Genomic DNA, 16,347 nt, shown 5'->3' on the forward strand with positions numbered 1-16,347 from the left:
TGTCTGATCTAGCTCAAAAGTGAAAGCAATAATCGATGCTATAAAGAGTATGGATTAAATATCGCGGTAGGGTTTTTCGATATATGGAAAATAACTGCTTAAAATTTAGGATGTTGAGGTGTCTTAATTTTCACATTGAGGATGTTCTATGGATACAGATCTGAAGCTGGGATTGTTGGCTGCCTGTAGTGCATTAATCATGATTGTTTTTCTGGCAAGCCTCTGTCTGATCTGATCAAGATCTAAAAGAAGAATTTGTAGTCTCACTTACATTAAGGGCGGGTTCTCCGGCATGCGGAATTCCGCGAATGAAGGAAAACCTGCCCTTATTATTTCAGGTTAGTATAAGAATGAATCTTATTAAGCCAGGTTTTCTTCAACAAATTTCCAGTTTACCAGAGCCCAGAAGTGCTCCAAATATTGAGGGCGTGCATTGCGGTAATCGATGTAATATGCGTGCTCCCAAACGTCAACAGTCAGTACTGGCTTATCTTCGCCAGTCAGTGGGGTTGCTGCATTTGAAGTGTTAACAATAGCCAGAGTGCCATCAACTTTCTTGACTAACCAAGTCCAGCCTGAACCAAAGTTTTTCAGGGCTGCGTCGGTGAACTGCTGTTTGAACTCAGCAAAAGAACCGAAAGCATTGTTGATAGCATTTGCAACTTTTCCGGTGGGTTCGCCCCCACCATTTGGTGACAGGCTATGCCAGTAGAAAGTATGGTTCCAAACTTGTGCTGCGTTATTGAAAATGCCAGCTTCAGAAGTTTTGATAATTTCTTCCAGCGATTTTCCGGCAAATTCAGTATCTTTAATCAGATTATTCAGGTTTACAACATAAGCGTTGTGATGTTTGCCGTAGTGATATTCCAGAGTTTCTGCAGAAATGTGTGGTTCCAGGGCATCTTTGGCATAAGGTAATGCGGGTAATTCAAAAGACATTGCATGCTCCTTTTTAATATCGGGTTTTTGGCTCCGCAAACCATGGCTTAGACACTAACCATGGGCAGGGCAAATTTAAGCTTATTATCGTGTTACTATTTTGATAATTATCTTAACAACTTTTCTGCTAAATAACAGGGAAAAAGATGCTATTGAGCTGCGAACTGGTGCAGAACTGAACTTAACATGGATTAGATACAGTCAGTTGGAATGAAAATAACTGATGATCAATTGCTGCAAATCATGGCAAAAATTTGCCATATAAAGTTCACGGTAGAAAAATTAGCGTAGAAAGTGGTATTCTGAATCAATCTTTATCTTATGCTGATAAATAGCGCTTGCAGTTTTTAAGGAAGCAAATATGACGAACATTAATGCAAATACTAACACGGTTACTGATACAACGGCTGATACAGTCATTGAAAAAATCGAACGTCAGATCAGAGAAAACCCAATTCTGCTGTACATGAAAGGCTCCCCGAAACTACCAAACTGTGGCTTCTCTGCTCAGGCAGTTCAAGCTATATCAGCTTGTGGTGAACGTTTTGCATATGTGGATATTCTGCAAAATCCAGATATCCGTGCTCAATTGCCTAAATATGCAAATTGGCCGACTTTTCCTCAACTTTGGGTTGATGGTGAGTTGGTGGGAGGTTGTGACATCCTTGTTGAAATGTACCAACGTGGTGAATTACAAACACTGATCAAAGAAACTGCTGATAAATATCGTGAGCAGGAATAAGGTCAGTCATTCATCTGAATGATGGCGCCTTTTCATAGCCCCATACTTTAATCGGTATGGGGCTTGCTTTTTTAGGATCCGCAGTTGGCTGTATCAGCAGATGGAAGCGGCCAACCACCTAGCCGTTTCCAGCGATTAACCAGTTCACAGAAAAGCAGGGCAGTTCGATCAGTATCATAAAGGGCGCTATGGGCCTGATTGCTGTCAAACGGAATTTCCGCTGTGATACAAGCTTTGGCAAGAATTGTCTGGCCAAGAACCAGGCCACTGAGTGCAGCGGTATCAAAAGTAGCGAACGGATGGAATGGGTTGCGTTTCAAACCAGCACGGTCAGCAGCAGCCATGACAAAACTGTGATCAAAATTGGCATTATGGGCGACCATAATTGCACGGTTACAATTCGTGTCTTTCATGCCTTTGCGGATCATTTTAAAAATTGCGTGCAAGGCAGTATATTCACTGACAGCTCCTCGCAAGGGGTTTGTAGGATCAATGCCAGTGAAAGCGAGAGCGGCAGGATCAAGATTAGCCCCTTCAAAAGGCTCGATATGAAAATGCAGTGTATTGGCAGGTGTTAGCCAACCCTCTTCATCCATTTTTAAAGTAATAGCAGCAATTTCAAGTAAAGCGTCTGTACGCGCATTAAAACCAGCGGTTTCGACATCAATGACAACGGGATAGTAGCCACGAAAGCGCCCACTTAGCATATTTTGATCATTTTGATTAGGCATCTGATTTTCAGTTCTTAGCTTCAGGATTCTATTTTTAACTCTGGAATAGTGGGTATTATGACAAAATTTGGTATGTCTTGCAGAAGTAATGCTTATTCGGTGGGGAATTAAAGGGCAAGATGCCCTTATTTAGGTATTTAAATAATTTCTAGCTATAACTCGATAGTTATTGATAGAGTTAGTTGCCTAATGCATGGCTGGCACTTGAATTTTCGATGAGTTCAATCTTATAGCCATCAGGATCTTCAACGAATGCAATGACGGTTGTTCCACCTTTAACTGGCCCTGCTTCGCGAACGACTTTCCCTCCAGCAAGTTTGATGCGTTCACAGGTTGCCGCAACATCATCAACACCTAAGGCGATATGTCCAAATGCGGTTCCCATTTCGTAGTTTTCAACATCCCAATTATAGGTTAGTTCAATAACTGCGCCTTGGCTTTCATCGGTATAACCAACAAACGCGAGAGAATACTTATACTCTGGATTTTCGCTCGTGCGAAGTAAACGCATACCCATTACCTGAGTATAGAAATCAATCGAGCGTTGCATGTTGCCAACACGGATCATAGTGTGGAGTAAACGCATGATTACCTCTTGATCTTTATAGTTTTATTGCGAAACATAGCTTTATTACAAAAACTTTGCTCACATATCTGCATATGCCTGGTTAATATAACGTGTATAGATCAAAAAATTCAAATTATCCGATTTATTTAGCTTTAAGTTGTTACCATTTTATTTTGAAATGACATGGGGAAAGTTTATACTGGTCAATAAATGGCCTTATTATGGGGATGTTTGACAAACCTGGATATAGGGGGATGAGATGGCTGAACAATTAGAATTTTTTGCTATTCCAAACCCTTGTCGGGGAGTTTGTGAATCTGATCCCCGTGGTTTTTGCCGAGGATGTTATCGTAGTAGGGAAGAACGATTTATATGGATGAAAGCATCGGATAGTGAAAAAAGAGAAATATTGCGGTTATGTCATCAGAGAAAACTAAGAGGTCTGAGAAAGAAGGAAGAGGAAAGAAATATTATTCCAAGACAACCGGATTTATTTTAATTCCACTTTGAATTGGCTAAAAAATCTCATTTATATGAATTATAGTTTAGGATGATCGCAAAAATAAGAAATATTACTAGCCATAAATGAGATATTATGTATATTACATTTCTTTTATTTGACATAAGTCATTTCAAAATATCACTTCTGTTGTCTATCTTAATCATTTCAGTAAAAATTTTTTATTAAAGAATCAATTATTGAACAAAAAAGAAACTTTTTGTTATCTTATTGTTTTTTATGTTATTTATTTTGATATTATCAATCTCTGTAAGAGAAAAATGATATTAATGTAAAAATATATAGATTAGTATTTGGATGGCGGTTATTCTTATAGAACTTTAACCGAGTGAAAATGTATATATTTTGGGGATTGTACTTTTTTTGTTGATATTTAAACTTACAATAGTTTAGTTGAAGAATTATTTTATGCAGTTTATATCGTTGGTGGATTAATGCGCGATTTTATTCGGTGCGCCGTACAATTTCGCTCTTTAGGGCGACGAAGATGTCAACTTTGAGTAACAAGCCAACGCGATACTAATTAGGTAATTAGCGAAATTGCTGACTCTGCTAATGTAAGCATGATATAGAGTGCGTATCCATTATTCATATGAATAAACTGATTGGATAATTCATTGATGTTATATGAGTCTCTAATTATAAGGAGGGGTAATTGGAATTGACATTGGGATCAGATCTGGCACGTTTAGTCCGTATCTGGCGCGCTTTAATTGATCATCGTTTGAAACCGTTGAAATTAACTCAGACGCATTGGGTTACTCTATACAATATTAGTCAACTACCGCCAGAGCAGTCCCAGATACAGCTTGCAAAAGCTATTGGTATTGAGCAACCCTCTTTGGTGAGAACGCTTGATCAATTAGAAGAAAAGAAACTGATTACACGCCACACATGTGCCAATGATCGACGTGCAAAAAGAATCAAATTAACCAAAGAATCGGAAAACTTTATTAGAGAAGTGGATAGTGTTATTGGTTCGACAAGAAAAGAAATTTTGGAGGGAATTACTCATGATGAGTTAATTCTGCTTGCTTCTGTAATAAAGAAAATTGAAAAAAATATTAACCAATTGCACAAACAGGTAATATAAAAGTTAATCTATAATAATAAAATCGCGGCCCAGATCTTGTTACTGGTAAACCGCGATTTTTTGTTTTGCGTTATTTGAACATGTTAGAGTGGTGATACAGTCAAAGAATCTCCGCTGTTTGCGATCCTGACACGTTGCCCTCTGCTGAATACGGTGTTGTCTAACTTTTGTACTATGATGGCGTTTTTTCCGCTGTCCATACGAATTTCTAGTTCAATACCTTTCGTTTGATCTAAAGCACCTTCGATTCTTTGACCAGCCAGGCCGCCTGCAATAGCACCCGCAGCGGTGGCAAGCCTTTGACCAGAACCATCACCAACTGTATTACCCAGCAGTCCTCCCAAAACAGCACCACCAATGAGGCCTAGCATATTAGGATCACCAGCTTGCTTACCTTTAATCGTGATGGGTCGTACAGATAGAATGGTGCCATAAGTCACAGTTTGAGCTTGCTTGGCTTGACCAATAGAGTAAGTATCACTAGAAAGTGCTCCCATGTCTGCACAGCCAGACAACGTGGTTACTACAACTGCGCCAACCAGGAAACGTTTTAACATAATCACTCCTAATTTTAGTGCCCGATAGGGAAGCTTGAGAATAAACTTATCACCAGTTGTTCGGCTACTATTCTCAGTAGTAGATACTATTGTTAGCAGCAGAGCTAATAAATTTGTCGGCTACTAATAATGCATATTTACATATAATAAATGTTCACGATGAACTCTGAAAGGAATAATTCCTGACCAAAAGTTTAGCATGTTTTGTGAAGAGCTTTCCAAAACTCAGATTTTATCTCTGACAATGATCATTAAACATATATAGTCCGAATAGATGTGTTTTATAGTTTACGCAAGATTAAATGTAATCCACATGTTAAATGTTATCCATTATTTAATAGAGGAGTATTTATGAAGTCAGGACGTTATATTGGTGTGATGTCTGGCACCAGCATGGATGGGGTTGATGTTATTTTGGCGGAGATTAGTGATAAAATTGTTACTCAGCAAGTGAGTTATAGCCATCCTTTTCCGCAGGAGCTTAAGCAAAAATTGCTATCTATTTGTCAAGGGCAGCAAACGACATTATCAATGGTCGGAAAATTTGACTATGAGCTTGGCACTCTCTTTGCGGAAGCTGTTCAAGGATTACTGAATAAAGCAGGGCTGATTGCAAATGATATTATAGCAATTGGATGTCATGGGCAGACTGTATGGCATGAGCCGGATGGTGAAAAACCTTTTACCATGCAAATTGGTGACAATAACCGTGTAGCAGCACTTACCAATATTACAACGGTCGGTGATTTCAGACGGCGTGACATGGCTTATGGTGGGCAGGGAGCTCCTTTAGTACCCGCATTTCATATGGCTGTATTGGGCCATCCGACAGAAAGGCGTATTATTTTAAACATTGGTGGAATAGCAAATATTTCAGCCCTTCTGCCTAACTTAGCCGTTAAAGGATATGATACCGGACCCGGCAATATGTTGATGGATGCTTGGACATGGCAGCATAAGCAGTTGCCTTATGACAAAGATGCGCAGTGGGCCAGTGAAGGTACTGTTAATGAATCTTTGCTCCAGAAAATGCTTTCTGATCCCTATTTCGTACGTACGGCACCGAAAAGTACCGGGCGTGAATATTTTAATATGGCATGGCTGGAAAAACAGTTGGCTGATTTCCCTGAAGTTGCCCCAGTGGATGTTCAAGCTACATTAGCTGAACTCACGGCTGTAAGCATTGCTCAGCAAGTTATGCTAAGTGGTGGATGTGATCGCTCTTTTGGTATGTGGCGGCGGGGCGCGTAATCCATTCGTGATGAGTCGGTTATCGGCTTTATTGCCGGGTACTGAAGTGACTACGACAGACAAATATGGTTTGAGTGGTGACGACATGGAAGCTCTGGCATTTGCCTGGCTGGCATTCCGAACAATGTCTGGGTTGTCTGGTAATTTACCGTCAGTTACAGGTGCGGATAGAGAAACGATTTTAGGGGCAATTTACCCGGTTGTCAGATAATTGATCGGATAATGGTCAGTTAACAGATGATCATTATTAGAAGACAGTTAGCGAACAGATAACAATGATATGCTAATACTCATTAATAAATCGAGAGTTAGAAATGTCAGAAAATAATGAAGCAGATATTGCAGAATTGCGCCGTGAATATATACGTGGTGGATTGAGGCGAAAAGATCTTACTGAAGAACCGATTGAACTTTTTGAACGTTGGCTAAAGCAGGCTTGTGAAGCGAATCTCAGCGATCCGACGGCAATGTGTATTGCTACAGTAGATGAGCATGGGCAACCTTATCAACGCATTGTTCTATTAAAACATTTTGATGCTAATAACCTGATATTCTACACCAATCTTGGCAGTCGTAAGGCAAAACATCTGGCCCAGAATAACCGGATCAGTCTCCACTTTCCCTGGTATCAATTGGAACGACAGGTCAGTTTTCTCGGCAGAGCAGAGCGCTTGTCTCCGGTTGAGGTTGTAAAGTATTTTCACAGCCGTCCGAAGGATAGCCAAATTGCAGCCTGGGCTTCTCAACAATCCTCAAAGATTTCAGCCAGAAGCATTTTGGAAGGGAAGTTTTTGGAGCTGAAACAGAAATTCCAGAATGGTGAAGTTCCTCTCCCGAGTTTTTGGGGTGGATTCAAGGTCAGATTTGACACAGTTGAATTTTGGCAGGGCGGAACCCATCGTCTTCATGATCGTTTCCTGTATCAACGTGATGGTGATAAATGGAATGTTGACCGTTTAGCTCCTTAAGTTGCAAATTACAGCCAACCAGACAGTGATTTGCAAAGTAGGGGGAATAATTACTGTTTTAATACTGGCACTTATATGACTGGCGTTTTATGCTATAGCACTTGATTTATCACGAGATGCTTATATACCCAATAGGCTTCAAGTTGCAGCGTAGCTAACAAAGCGGCAACGTGAAAGAAGGGTATAGAAATATAAGCAAAATATACAAACTGATGGAGTCATTAATGTCTAGCAATAACCTGATTAAACAACTGCAAGAGCGGGGCCTTATTGCCCAGGTAACGGATGAAGAGGCGTTAGCTGAGAGACTGACGCAAGGTCCGGTTTCTCTCTATTGTGGCTTCGATCCTACCGCTGACAGCTTGCATTTGGGCCATCTGGTTCCCTTGCTGTGTTTAAAACGATTCCAACTTGCGGGGCACAAACCGATTGCATTGGTTGGTGGGGCGACAGGTTTGATTGGTGATCCAAGCTTTAAAGCAACTGAACGCAAATTGAATACAGGGGAAACGGTCAAAGAGTGGGTTGAGAAAATTCGTAACCAAGTTTCTCCGTTCCTGAGTTTCAATGGTGAAAATGGTGCAGAGTTAGCCAATAACTACGATTGGTTTGGTCAAATGGATGTGCTGACCTTCCTGCGTGATATCGGTAAGCACTTTTCTGTAAACCAGATGATCAACAAAGAAGCGGTAAAACAACGCCTTAACCGTGATGATGTTGGTATTTCGTACACTGAGTTTTCTTATAACCTGTTGCAGTCATATGACTTTGCAAATTTGAATAGAGAATATGGTGTTGAATTACAGATTGGTGGATCAGACCAATGGGGCAACATTACTTCAGGTATCGATTTGACGCGTCGCTTAAACCAGAAACAAGTGTTTGGTATGACTGTTCCACTTATCACCAAATCAGACGGAACTAAATTTGGTAAGACAGAGGGTGGGGCAGTTTGGTTGGATCCGAAAAAAACGAGTCCGTACAAATTTTACCAGTTCTGGATTAACACAGCAGATGCAGATGTTTACCGTTTCCTGAAATTCTTTACTTTCATGAGCATTGAGGAAATTAATGCGCTGGAAGAAGAAGATAAGAACAGCGGTAAAGCTCCGCGTGCACAATATGTACTGGCAGAACAAGTTACTGGTCTGGTGCATGGTGAAGAAGGGCTTGCAGCAGCGAAACGTATCACTGAGAGTTTATTCTCAGGAGCGATTGCTGATTTGACCGAAGAAGATTTCGCTCAATTGGCACAAGATGGAATGCCGACAATAGAATTTGAAAAAGGTGGGGATCTGCAACAAGCACTGGTTACCGCCGAATTTGTTCCTTCCCGTGGGCAGGCTCGTACCATGATCAGCTCTAATGCGGTTTCCATCAACGGTGAAAAAAAATCCGAACCGATGTATGTATTTACGGATAATGACTGTTTATTTGGGCGTTATAGCTTATTACGCCGTGGTAAGAAACATTATTGCCTTATCAATTGGAAATAATTAACTAATATTATTATTAAGGGCAACGATAATGTTGCCCTTAATGTATCTGATGTCTTTATAAATATTATCTATTCATAAATTAAAAATAATAAACCAGGTATTATCATGAATAATGTTCTTTCAATTCAGTCTCATGTTGTCTTTGGTCATGCCGGAAACAGTGCAGCTGTTTTTCCGATGCGGCGTATGGGGGTGAACGTATGGGCATTAAATACGGTTCAATTTTCAAACCATACCCAATATCCTCAATGGCGTGGTTGTGTAATGCCGCCGGAACATTTGACTGAAATCGCGCAGGGAATAGGTGAAATAAATAAACTCGCATCCTGTAATGCAGTCCTGAGTGGTTATATTGGTTCTGCGGAGCAGGGAAATTATATCCTTGATATCGTGAAGCGGGTTAAAGAAGCCAACCCTGATGCATGGTATTTCTGTGACCCTGTCATGGGGCATCCAGAAAAAGGATGCATAGTTGCTCCAGGCGTTGCTGAATTTTTATGTGATAAAGCCCTACCTGCCAGTGATGTTATTGCACCTAATTTGTTGGAACTTGAAACATTGACTATGCGGAAAATTGGTAGCGTAGAACAAGCTATATCGGCTGCGCGTGAGTTATGTGACAAAGGTCCCAGGATTGTATTGGTTAAGCATTTGAGTCGAGCAGGTTATCAGGCCGATTGTTTTGAAATGCTTTTGGTAACCAAAGAACATAGTTGGCACGTTAGCCGTCCATTAATTGATACAGGGACACGTCAACCCGTTGGTGTTGGTGACTTAACGAGTGGTTTGTTTCTTGCCAATCTATTGAAAAACCCTTTTTTGACAAATGAAGCATTACAAGCTGCTTTAGAACATGTTGCAGCTGCGGTCTACGAAGTGATGCTGGAAACGCAAAAGAGTGAGGAATATGAATTACAGATTGTTGCCGCACAAGATAGGATAGTGACTCCAGAACATCAATTTCATGCTGTCAGAATAGATTAATAATAAAAAAACAGTGCCACCCATAATTTTATGGATGGCACTGTTTTTAACATGCCATTACTTTAACTCTAACTCATTCATGGCCGCAATGCTAAAGCCACCATCAACATGTAAGATCTCACCGCTGATACCACCAGCCAGATCTGAACACAAGAAGGCAGCAGCATTACCGACATCCTCTGTTGTCACCGTGCGGCGAATAGGTGTAACCGCTTCACAGTGTGCCAGCATCTTACGGAAATCTTTGATACCAGAAGCTGCCAGAGTACGGATTGGGCCAGCAGAGATACCATTAACACGAACACCTTCAGTACCCATTGCATTTGCCATATAACGTACGTTTGCTTCCAGAGAAGCTTTCGCCAGACCCATGACGTTATAGTTAGGAATTGCACGCTCGGCACCCAAATAACTCAAGGTGAGCAGGGCAGAACCCGGATTCAGCATAGTACGGCAGACTTTCGCCATTGCGACAAAGCTGTATGCGCTGATGTCGTGTGCAATTTTGAAACCTTCACGGTTAACAGCGTTAACATAATCACCATCAAGCTGGTCAGCCGGCGCATAACCAATAGAGTGAACAAAACCATCGAATTTAGGCCATACTTTGCCTAATTCAACGAACAATGCGTCGATACTTTCATCTTCAGCCACGTCACATGGCAGAACGATATCTGAATTCAGTGATGCGGCGAATTCTTCGACACGAGGTTTCAACTTGTCATTTTGATAAGTGAAAGCCAGCTCTGCTCCTTGATCGTGCATTGCCTTGGCAATTCCATAAGCAATAGACAGTTTGCTGGCGACGCCAGTAATGAGAATGCGCTTGCCGGTCATGAAACCCATAGCAGTATCCTTATTGTTCTTTATGATCAAAATTGTTCTTTGTGATCAAACACCAAAAGTCATGGAAAAACAGAAATAATAAATCTCTAACCATAACTGCGGTATTTATGGTGAATAAACGGGGATGATTCTACCATGCCGGAGGAAAATGTGGTGAGTTTCCCATTCTGTTCCGATCAGTGATTAAAATACATCCAATAAAAACATTAGGTGATATCCTGTCGCCATGCTTCAGCAGACAGGGCTTCACCAAAATGACTGGCTATCAATTTGCGTGTAATATCATGCAGCGGAGAAGCCAGAACCTCCGCTGTATTGCCACGCTCGACAACTTCCCCTTGATGCATTACCAGCACTTGATCACTGATGTGTTTCATCATACCGAGATGCTGGGTGACATAGATATATGAAATACCGTGTTTTTCCTGTAATTCCAGCATCAAGTTGATGATTTGGGAACGCATTGACATATCAAGGGATGCCAGGGCTTCGTCTGCAACAATGATCTGTGGTTGCAATATCAGGGCCCGTGCCAAAGCCACACGCTGTTTTTGCCCTGATGCGAGCATATGTGGGTAATAATTGGCATGATCTGGCAGTAAACCAACTTGACGCAACGTTTGGTTGATACGTTTTTCCCGTTCGGCGGGAGATAACTTCGTATTCAAAATTAACGGCATATCCAGAATCTGACCAATGCGCTGACGAGGATTCAGTGATGTGCTGGGATCTTGAAAAATCATACGAATGCGCTGGCTGCGGTAGCTATAATCCCCGTAAGACAGCTTATGACCGTTAATCAGAATTTCACCTGAACTCGGTTCAATAACCCCTGATAACATTCTCGCGAGTGTAGATTTACCGGAACCATTTGCACCAAGGATAGCGAGGGTTTTTTTGGGTTGCAGGGTAAAGCTCACTGGTTGTACGGCGTCAAGTTGATGACGGTGAAATAGTCCGGTTCGATAGCGAAATGTTTTAGTCAGGTTTTTAACTTCCAGCAATGTCTCAACCACTTATGGTTCCTCCATATTCAAAGGGAAATGGCAGGCGAATGCATGGCTCTTAATCACCCGTAGCCGTGGGGTTGCAATACAGGTTTTTTGTGCATAAGGGCAACGTGGCCCCAAACGGCAACCTACCGGCAAATGTTCCAGTGATGGAATAACTCCAGACAGCGTGTTTAACCGACTTTTATGTGGCAACGGACTGCCGAAATCAGGAATGGAACGGATCAGCGCTTGCGTATAGGGATGGTAAGGTTTCACCAGCAACTCATCCGGTGTAGCGCTTTCCACTGTCTGACCGCAATACAGCACATTGATGCGTTTGACCAGTTTACTCATCATTTGCAGGTCATGACTGATTAACAGAATAGTCATGTTGTTGTTCTGATTGAGGCTCGAAAGCAAACGGAATATTTGTGCCTGGGTCGTTGGCTCCATTGCATTGGTCGGCTCATCGGCAATCAGCAATCGTGGCTGGTTGGCAAGTGCAATGGCAATCATCACTTTTTGACATTCACCTTCTGTTAATTCATAAGGATAACTGTGCATGATATCAGTGTGATCTTTAATACCAACACGGTGCAACAACTCAATTGCGCGGCGTTTTCGCCAATTAAATCTCTGCCACCAACGGCCTTTATACGTCCACCCAGGAATAGATTGAATAATCTGTTTACCAATGTTTTCTGATGGATCGAGGCATGACTGTGGCTCCTGAAAAATCATTGAAATGTTGTGCCCAATTACCTTACGGCGTTGCCGTGGTGTCAGGCGCAATAAATCAATGTCGTTAAAACGGAAACGATCTGCGGTTACTTTGAGGTTATCTTTTGTGACGCCACAAATCGCTTTGGCAATCAAACTCTTGCCTGATCCTGATTCACCCGCCAAACCTAATATTTCACCTTCTGCCAGTGAAATACTCATTCGGTCAACAGCTTTGACGGGACCTTCTGCCGTCATGAATTCAATGGTGAGGTTTCGAATATCAAGTAATGGCATCATTCGACTCCTGCGTTAATAGCGCGGTGCAGACCATCACCCAGTAAGTTGACCAGCAAAACGCTGAACATAATTGCTGCTCCGGGTAACATAACAGTCCAGGGGGCAGCATAGATCAATTCTAATGAATCTCCCAGCATAGCTCCCCATTCGGGGGATGGTAGTTGTGCTCCAAGGTTGAGAAATCCCAGTGCGGCGATATCAAGAATAGCGATGGAGAGGGTACGGGTTAATTCACTGACTATCACCGCAGTGATATTGGGGAGAACGGCATAACGTAAAATATGGTAGTTTGAAGCGCCATCCAGACGTGCTGCAATAATGTATTCTTTATCCAGTTCGTCATGCACAGCAGTATAAACGGTACGTACTATTCTTGGCAGCAATGCCAGGAAAACGGCAATCATGGCATGGTGCAGGCTGGCGCCAACAAAAGCAACAACAATAATAGCCAGTAGTAATGAAGGAATAGAGAGCAAAGTGTCAAGAATATGGTTCATAACCGCTGATCTCAAACCATGAGTCATTCCGGCAAGGCTACCGATGATTAATCCTACAATGGCTGACGCCGCAGTGACCACCAATGCTCCCCCGAATGTGGAAGATGTGCCAATTAATAGGCGGCTGAAAATATCACGACCGAGATCGTCAGTTCCAAGGAAAAAGGCGACATTACCGTGATGCGACCATGAAGGCGGCATAAGTTGGGACATGAATTGTTGGTCAAGCCGATATGGGGCGAAAAGAACTCCCAACAGGCATAGTGCAATTAAAATTAACACCCCATAAAAACCTGTCATTGCTAATATATCAGCATAGAAAAACCGCCAGATAACTCTCAATGGCGACGGCATTTTCTTTTCGCGGTAAAAATTATCTAACGGCATACCATTCCTTATGCTTCAAGGGATTAGCCATTGCACCAATAATATCTGTCAGAATATTAACGGAAATAACCAGCGTACCTACCACCATGACGCCCGCCGAGATGGCGGAATAATCCTGCTGGCGGATAGCGCTGATAAGCCAACGCCCTAAACCAGGCCAGTTAAAAACTTGCTCTGTCACCATCACTAATGTGAGCATGGTTGAAAATTGCAACCCTAACTTAGGTATGATGGGTGGCAAGGCATTATGCAATAAATGGCGACGAATGATAGTTAACTGTGATAAACCACGTGTTGCTGCCGACTTGATGTAATTTTCACCTGAAACTTCTTCTGCACTATTGCGCATCAAACGGATAACTTCAGTAGTAGGAGCGACGGCCAGTGTCATAACGGGCAGAACCATATGCAGAATAACACTCATGATCATTTCATTGCGATAAGGTGACTTTGATAGCCAGGCATCAATCAGTGCAGAACCAGTGACAGGTTCCATCCGATAGAGTAAATCAAAACGTCCTGAGACAGGCAGCCAGCCCAAATAAAGTGAAAAAAACAGAGTCAGCAGCAGCGCCAGCCAGAAAACAGGAATGGAAAAACCGCATAGGGCGAACGTACTGATAATGATATCGACTTTTTTATTGCGCCAGACACCTGCAATAATCCCAAGAGGGATGCCAATTAACAATGCCATGGAAAAAGAGAGGACACACAGCTCCATCGTGGCCGGGAGAACAGTGTACAGTTGTTCAATAATCCGTTCCCCATTAATTCTGGAAATACCAAAATCCCATTGGAGTAAGCTACGGAAATAGTATACGTAAGCGTCTGACAGTGATGCACCACTCAAGGCACCATGAGGTGTGAAATACATCAGGTTGAAACTGATTAATGAAAGAAAAAACAACGTCACAACCAGAAGCAATAAACGACGCAGGATGTAAATAATCATTTGCTTCCCTTTTTATTTTCACCAGGAACGGTGTCTTCCTGTTCGCGGTAGACTTTGTCAAAGGAACTATTGCCAAACGGGCTGAGTACCAATCCTTGAATGTTATAACGAGAGATTTGTAAACGCATCGAATAAGCCAGTGGCAACACGGGTAATTGCTGCGCGAGAATTTCTTGTGCAACATGATAATTTTTGATTCGTGAAGCAAGTTGTTGATTTAATAAAGCCTCATGAAGAGCATTATCAAAAACTGAGTTACACCAACGGCTCAGATTCGTTTGCGACGCAATGGCGGCACAACTTAATAATGGGCGGAAAAAACTATCGGGATCGTTGCTATCAGTAGACCAGCCTGCCAGCGTCATATCATGGGTTTTATCCATGAGTTGGTTTTCCTGAAAACGGCCTTCGACGGGACGAATAGACATCTTAATACCCACTTGTGCCAAATCGGCCTGAATCAGCTCCGCCATTTTCAGAGGGCTTGGGTTATAGGATTGTGACGCTGTCGGAACCCATAAAGTTAATTCCAACCCGTTTAATCCCAGCTCATTTAACATTTTGCGGGATTTTTCCGGGTTGTATTCGGTGATTTCAGCGCGATTATCATACGCCCATGATGCACGAGGCAAAATAGAAGCCGCTGTCTCTGCCGTACCATAATAAATGGATTTCATCAGGCGTCGGTTATTGATAGCGTAAGCAATGGCCTGACGAACGGCTAACTGATCCAATGGTGGTTTACTGGTATTAAAAGCAAGATAAGCGATATTCATGCCTGAACGTAATGTCTGACGCAGATCTGAATCATCATGCAAGATGTTCCACTGATTAGCATCGGGATAAGCCAGGACATCGCATTCACCCGTGAGTAGTTTTGAGATCCTGCCGGTCCCGCCAGCACCAGTATCTATAACCACCTGTTCCATACGCGGTTTACCTTTCCAATACTTATCATGGCGAACAAGGCGGATAAATTGGTCCATCTGATAATCTTCCAGCATGAAGGGACCGGTTCCGACCGGTTTCCAATCTATTTGCCCCTGTCTATTTATTTGCTGCAATTTTTCAGCATATTCCTGGGACAGTATAGGCGCATAGTAGGTTGCCAGATGCCAGAGAAAAGAAGCATCGGGTTCATTAAGGCGAAATTCGACCGTATATTGGTTGATTTTCCGAATATTTTTTACTGAATCACCAAACTGTAAACTGTCAAAATAGGGATAGTGACCACCATTAACATCATGATAATCATGTGTCTTATCGAAGAGACGGCGGAAACTGAAAACAACATCATCCGCGTTCATTGCACGGGTTGGTGTAAACCAATCGGTTGATTGGAAAGCAACATGATGACGCAAGTAAAGGCGGTAAGTTGCCCCGTTATCCCGCACTTCCCAATCAGTAGCCAGTTCGGGAACCAGACGATAGGTAAGAGGATCAACGCCCAACAGGCGATTATAAATCTGCGCGGCAAGCGTATCCACAGTCAAGCCGCTGATAGCCATTTGGGGATTAAACGTATTCAAATTGCCATTAACGCAATAAATAAAACCGTTCTGCCGTAAGGATGTCGAAATATGAGGCAGACTTTCCGAGGTACTGTTTGGCCTCGATTCTGGAATCATTTTAGTCGGTTCTGGAATGGGATCCGCAGTCATTTCTGGAGCAGTATTCTTGGCCGCCAGAGTCGGAGCGGAAATCAATAATATAATCCAGTAAATCAAATAACGCATATAAAATGTCAGTCATAAAAAAGAGTTTGGCCATTGTAACTTAATTAACGCTTTCTGCTCAAAAA

General features: G+C 42.2%; 16 protein-coding genes and 1 pseudogene. 7 read left to right on the forward strand and 10 right to left on the reverse strand.

Features of this window, described 5'->3' with window-relative positions:
• Nucleotides 1–360 precede the first annotated feature (360 nt).
• Nucleotides 361–939, reverse strand: a complete 579-nt coding sequence (gene sodB / locus ACSJJG_RS09135) for a superoxide dismutase [Fe] (protein ID WP_481089152.1) — start codon at nt 937–939, stop codon at nt 361–363.
• A gap of 361 nt (nt 940–1,300) precedes the next feature.
• Here sodB and ACSJJG_RS09140 point away from each other — a divergent pair, with 361 nt between their 5' ends.
• Complete coding sequence (locus ACSJJG_RS09140) at nt 1,301–1,681, forward strand: Grx4 family monothiol glutaredoxin (protein WP_481089153.1); 381 nt, start codon at nt 1,301–1,303, stop codon at nt 1,679–1,681.
• A 71-nt stretch (nt 1,682–1,752) separates the two neighbouring features.
• Here ACSJJG_RS09140 and rnt read toward each other — a convergent pair whose 3' ends face one another.
• Together rnt and gloA are read right to left on the reverse strand one after the other, a co-directional pair.
• Nucleotides 1,753–2,412: a ribonuclease T gene (gene rnt, locus ACSJJG_RS09145; protein WP_481089154.1), complete on the reverse strand. Its 660-nt coding sequence runs from the start codon at nt 2,410–2,412 to the stop codon at nt 1,753–1,755.
• Between the two features lie 178 nt (nt 2,413–2,590).
• Nucleotides 2,591–2,998 carry a lactoylglutathione lyase gene (gene gloA, locus ACSJJG_RS09150; RefSeq protein ID WP_481089155.1) on the reverse strand — a complete coding sequence of 136 codons (408 nt, stop codon included), beginning with the start codon at nt 2,996–2,998 and terminating at the stop codon, nt 2,591–2,593.
• A gap of 241 nt (nt 2,999–3,239) precedes the next feature.
• Between gloA and ACSJJG_RS09155 the strand changes: the two genes are divergently transcribed.
• Both ACSJJG_RS09155 and slyA read left to right on the forward strand, forming a co-directional pair.
• Nucleotides 3,240–3,479, forward strand: coding sequence for a DUF1289 domain-containing protein (locus ACSJJG_RS09155; protein ID WP_481089156.1), 240 nt, complete (start codon nt 3,240–3,242; stop codon nt 3,477–3,479).
• A 676-nt stretch (nt 3,480–4,155) separates the two neighbouring features.
• Nucleotides 4,156–4,593: a transcriptional regulator SlyA gene (gene slyA / locus ACSJJG_RS09160; protein WP_099132866.1), complete on the forward strand. Its 438-nt coding sequence runs from the start codon at nt 4,156–4,158 to the stop codon at nt 4,591–4,593.
• Nucleotides 4,594–4,676: 83 nt separating this feature from the next.
• On the opposite strand, the gene ACSJJG_RS09165 is transcribed toward slyA, so the two are convergent.
• Nucleotides 4,677–5,150 carry an outer membrane lipoprotein gene (locus tag ACSJJG_RS09165; RefSeq protein WP_481089157.1) on the reverse strand — a complete coding sequence of 158 codons (474 nt, stop codon included), beginning with the start codon at nt 5,148–5,150 and terminating at the stop codon, nt 4,677–4,679.
• A gap of 351 nt (nt 5,151–5,501) precedes the next feature.
• Here ACSJJG_RS09165 and anmK point away from each other — a divergent pair.
• From anmK to pdxY, 4 genes and pseudogenes are all read left to right on the forward strand, one after another.
• Nucleotides 5,502–6,612, forward strand: a pseudogene (gene anmK, locus ACSJJG_RS09170) (anhydro-N-acetylmuramic acid kinase).
• A gap of 103 nt (nt 6,613–6,715) precedes the next feature.
• A complete protein-coding gene (pdxH, locus tag ACSJJG_RS09175) occupies nt 6,716–7,369 on the forward strand; it encodes a pyridoxamine 5'-phosphate oxidase (protein WP_481089158.1) in 654 nt (217 codons plus the stop codon).
• A 224-nt stretch (nt 7,370–7,593) separates the two neighbouring features.
• Nucleotides 7,594–8,865, forward strand: coding sequence for a tyrosine--tRNA ligase (gene tyrS, locus ACSJJG_RS09180; protein WP_481089159.1), 1,272 nt, complete (start codon nt 7,594–7,596; stop codon nt 8,863–8,865).
• A 108-nt stretch (nt 8,866–8,973) separates the two neighbouring features.
• Entirely contained in the window at nt 8,974–9,852 is an 879-nt protein-coding gene (pdxY, locus tag ACSJJG_RS09185) for a pyridoxal kinase PdxY (protein ID WP_481089160.1), read from the forward strand.
• A gap of 57 nt (nt 9,853–9,909) precedes the next feature.
• Here the strand turns inward: pdxY and fabI are convergent, their stop codons facing one another.
• The 6 genes from fabI to sapA all read right to left on the reverse strand — a co-directional run bounded on the left by fabI (nt 9,910) and on the right by sapA (nt 16,282).
• Nucleotides 9,910–10,698, reverse strand: coding sequence for an enoyl-ACP reductase FabI (gene fabI, locus ACSJJG_RS09190; RefSeq protein WP_481089161.1), 789 nt, complete (start codon nt 10,696–10,698; stop codon nt 9,910–9,912).
• A 206-nt stretch (nt 10,699–10,904) separates the two neighbouring features.
• Nucleotides 10,905–11,714: a putrescine export ABC transporter ATP-binding protein SapF gene (gene sapF, locus ACSJJG_RS09195; RefSeq protein WP_481089162.1), complete on the reverse strand. Its 810-nt coding sequence runs from the start codon at nt 11,712–11,714 to the stop codon at nt 10,905–10,907.
• Nucleotides 11,715–12,707 carry a putrescine export ABC transporter ATP-binding protein SapD gene (sapD, locus tag ACSJJG_RS09200; protein ID WP_481090414.1) on the reverse strand — a complete coding sequence of 331 codons (993 nt, stop codon included), beginning with the start codon at nt 12,705–12,707 and terminating at the stop codon, nt 11,715–11,717.
• Nucleotides 12,707–13,594 (reverse strand): putrescine export ABC transporter permease SapC, encoded by an 888-nt coding sequence (gene sapC, locus ACSJJG_RS09205; RefSeq protein ID WP_481089163.1) that lies wholly within the window; start codon nt 13,592–13,594, stop codon nt 12,707–12,709. The genes sapD and sapC overlap by 1 nt, the downstream gene beginning before the upstream one ends.
• Nucleotides 13,581–14,546 (reverse strand): putrescine export ABC transporter permease SapB, encoded by a 966-nt coding sequence (sapB, locus tag ACSJJG_RS09210; protein ID WP_481089164.1) that lies wholly within the window; start codon nt 14,544–14,546, stop codon nt 13,581–13,583. The genes sapC and sapB overlap by 14 nt, the downstream gene beginning before the upstream one ends.
• Nucleotides 14,543–16,282, reverse strand: a complete 1,740-nt coding sequence (sapA, locus tag ACSJJG_RS09215) for an ABC transporter substrate-binding protein SapA (protein ID WP_481089165.1) — start codon at nt 16,280–16,282, stop codon at nt 14,543–14,545. The genes sapB and sapA overlap by 4 nt, the downstream gene beginning before the upstream one ends.
• Nucleotides 16,283–16,347 lie beyond the last annotated feature (65 nt).

Source organism: Xenorhabdus sp. SGI 60 (genome assembly GCF_056632175.1).

Bases quoted from the DNA above. Each gene is read 5' to 3' on its own strand.
- pdxH (WP_481089158.1), top strand. From the start codon at position 6,716: ATGTCAGAAAATAATGAAGCAGATATTGCAGAATTGCGCCGTGAATAT.
- sodB (WP_481089152.1), bottom strand. From the start codon at position 939: ATGTCTTTTGAATTACCCGCATTACCTTATGCCAAAGATGCCCTGGAA.
- fabI (WP_481089161.1), bottom strand. From the start codon at position 10,698: ATGGGTTTCATGACCGGCAAGCGCATTCTCATTACTGGCGTCGCCAGC.
- sapB (WP_481089164.1), bottom strand. From the start codon at position 14,546: ATGATTATTTACATCCTGCGTCGTTTATTGCTTCTGGTTGTGACGTTG.
- tyrS (WP_481089159.1), top strand. From the start codon at position 7,594: ATGTCTAGCAATAACCTGATTAAACAACTGCAAGAGCGGGGCCTTATT.
- rnt (WP_481089154.1), bottom strand. From the start codon at position 2,412: ATGCCTAATCAAAATGATCAAAATATGCTAAGTGGGCGCTTTCGTGGC.
- ACSJJG_RS09155 (WP_481089156.1), top strand. From the start codon at position 3,240: ATGGCTGAACAATTAGAATTTTTTGCTATTCCAAACCCTTGTCGGGGA.
- sapD (WP_481090414.1), bottom strand. From the start codon at position 12,707: ATGCCATTACTTGATATTCGAAACCTCACCATTGAATTCATGACGGCA.
- sapA (WP_481089165.1), bottom strand. From the start codon at position 16,282: ATGCGTTATTTGATTTACTGGATTATATTATTGATTTCCGCTCCGACT.
- gloA (WP_481089155.1), bottom strand. From the start codon at position 2,998: ATGCGTTTACTCCACACTATGATCCGTGTTGGCAACATGCAACGCTCG.
- ACSJJG_RS09140 (WP_481089153.1), top strand. From the start codon at position 1,301: ATGACGAACATTAATGCAAATACTAACACGGTTACTGATACAACGGCT.
- pdxY (WP_481089160.1), top strand. From the start codon at position 8,974: ATGAATAATGTTCTTTCAATTCAGTCTCATGTTGTCTTTGGTCATGCC.
- sapC (WP_481089163.1), bottom strand. From the start codon at position 13,594: ATGCCGTTAGATAATTTTTACCGCGAAAAGAAAATGCCGTCGCCATTG.
- ACSJJG_RS09165 (WP_481089157.1), bottom strand. From the start codon at position 5,150: ATGTTAAAACGTTTCCTGGTTGGCGCAGTTGTAGTAACCACGTTGTCT.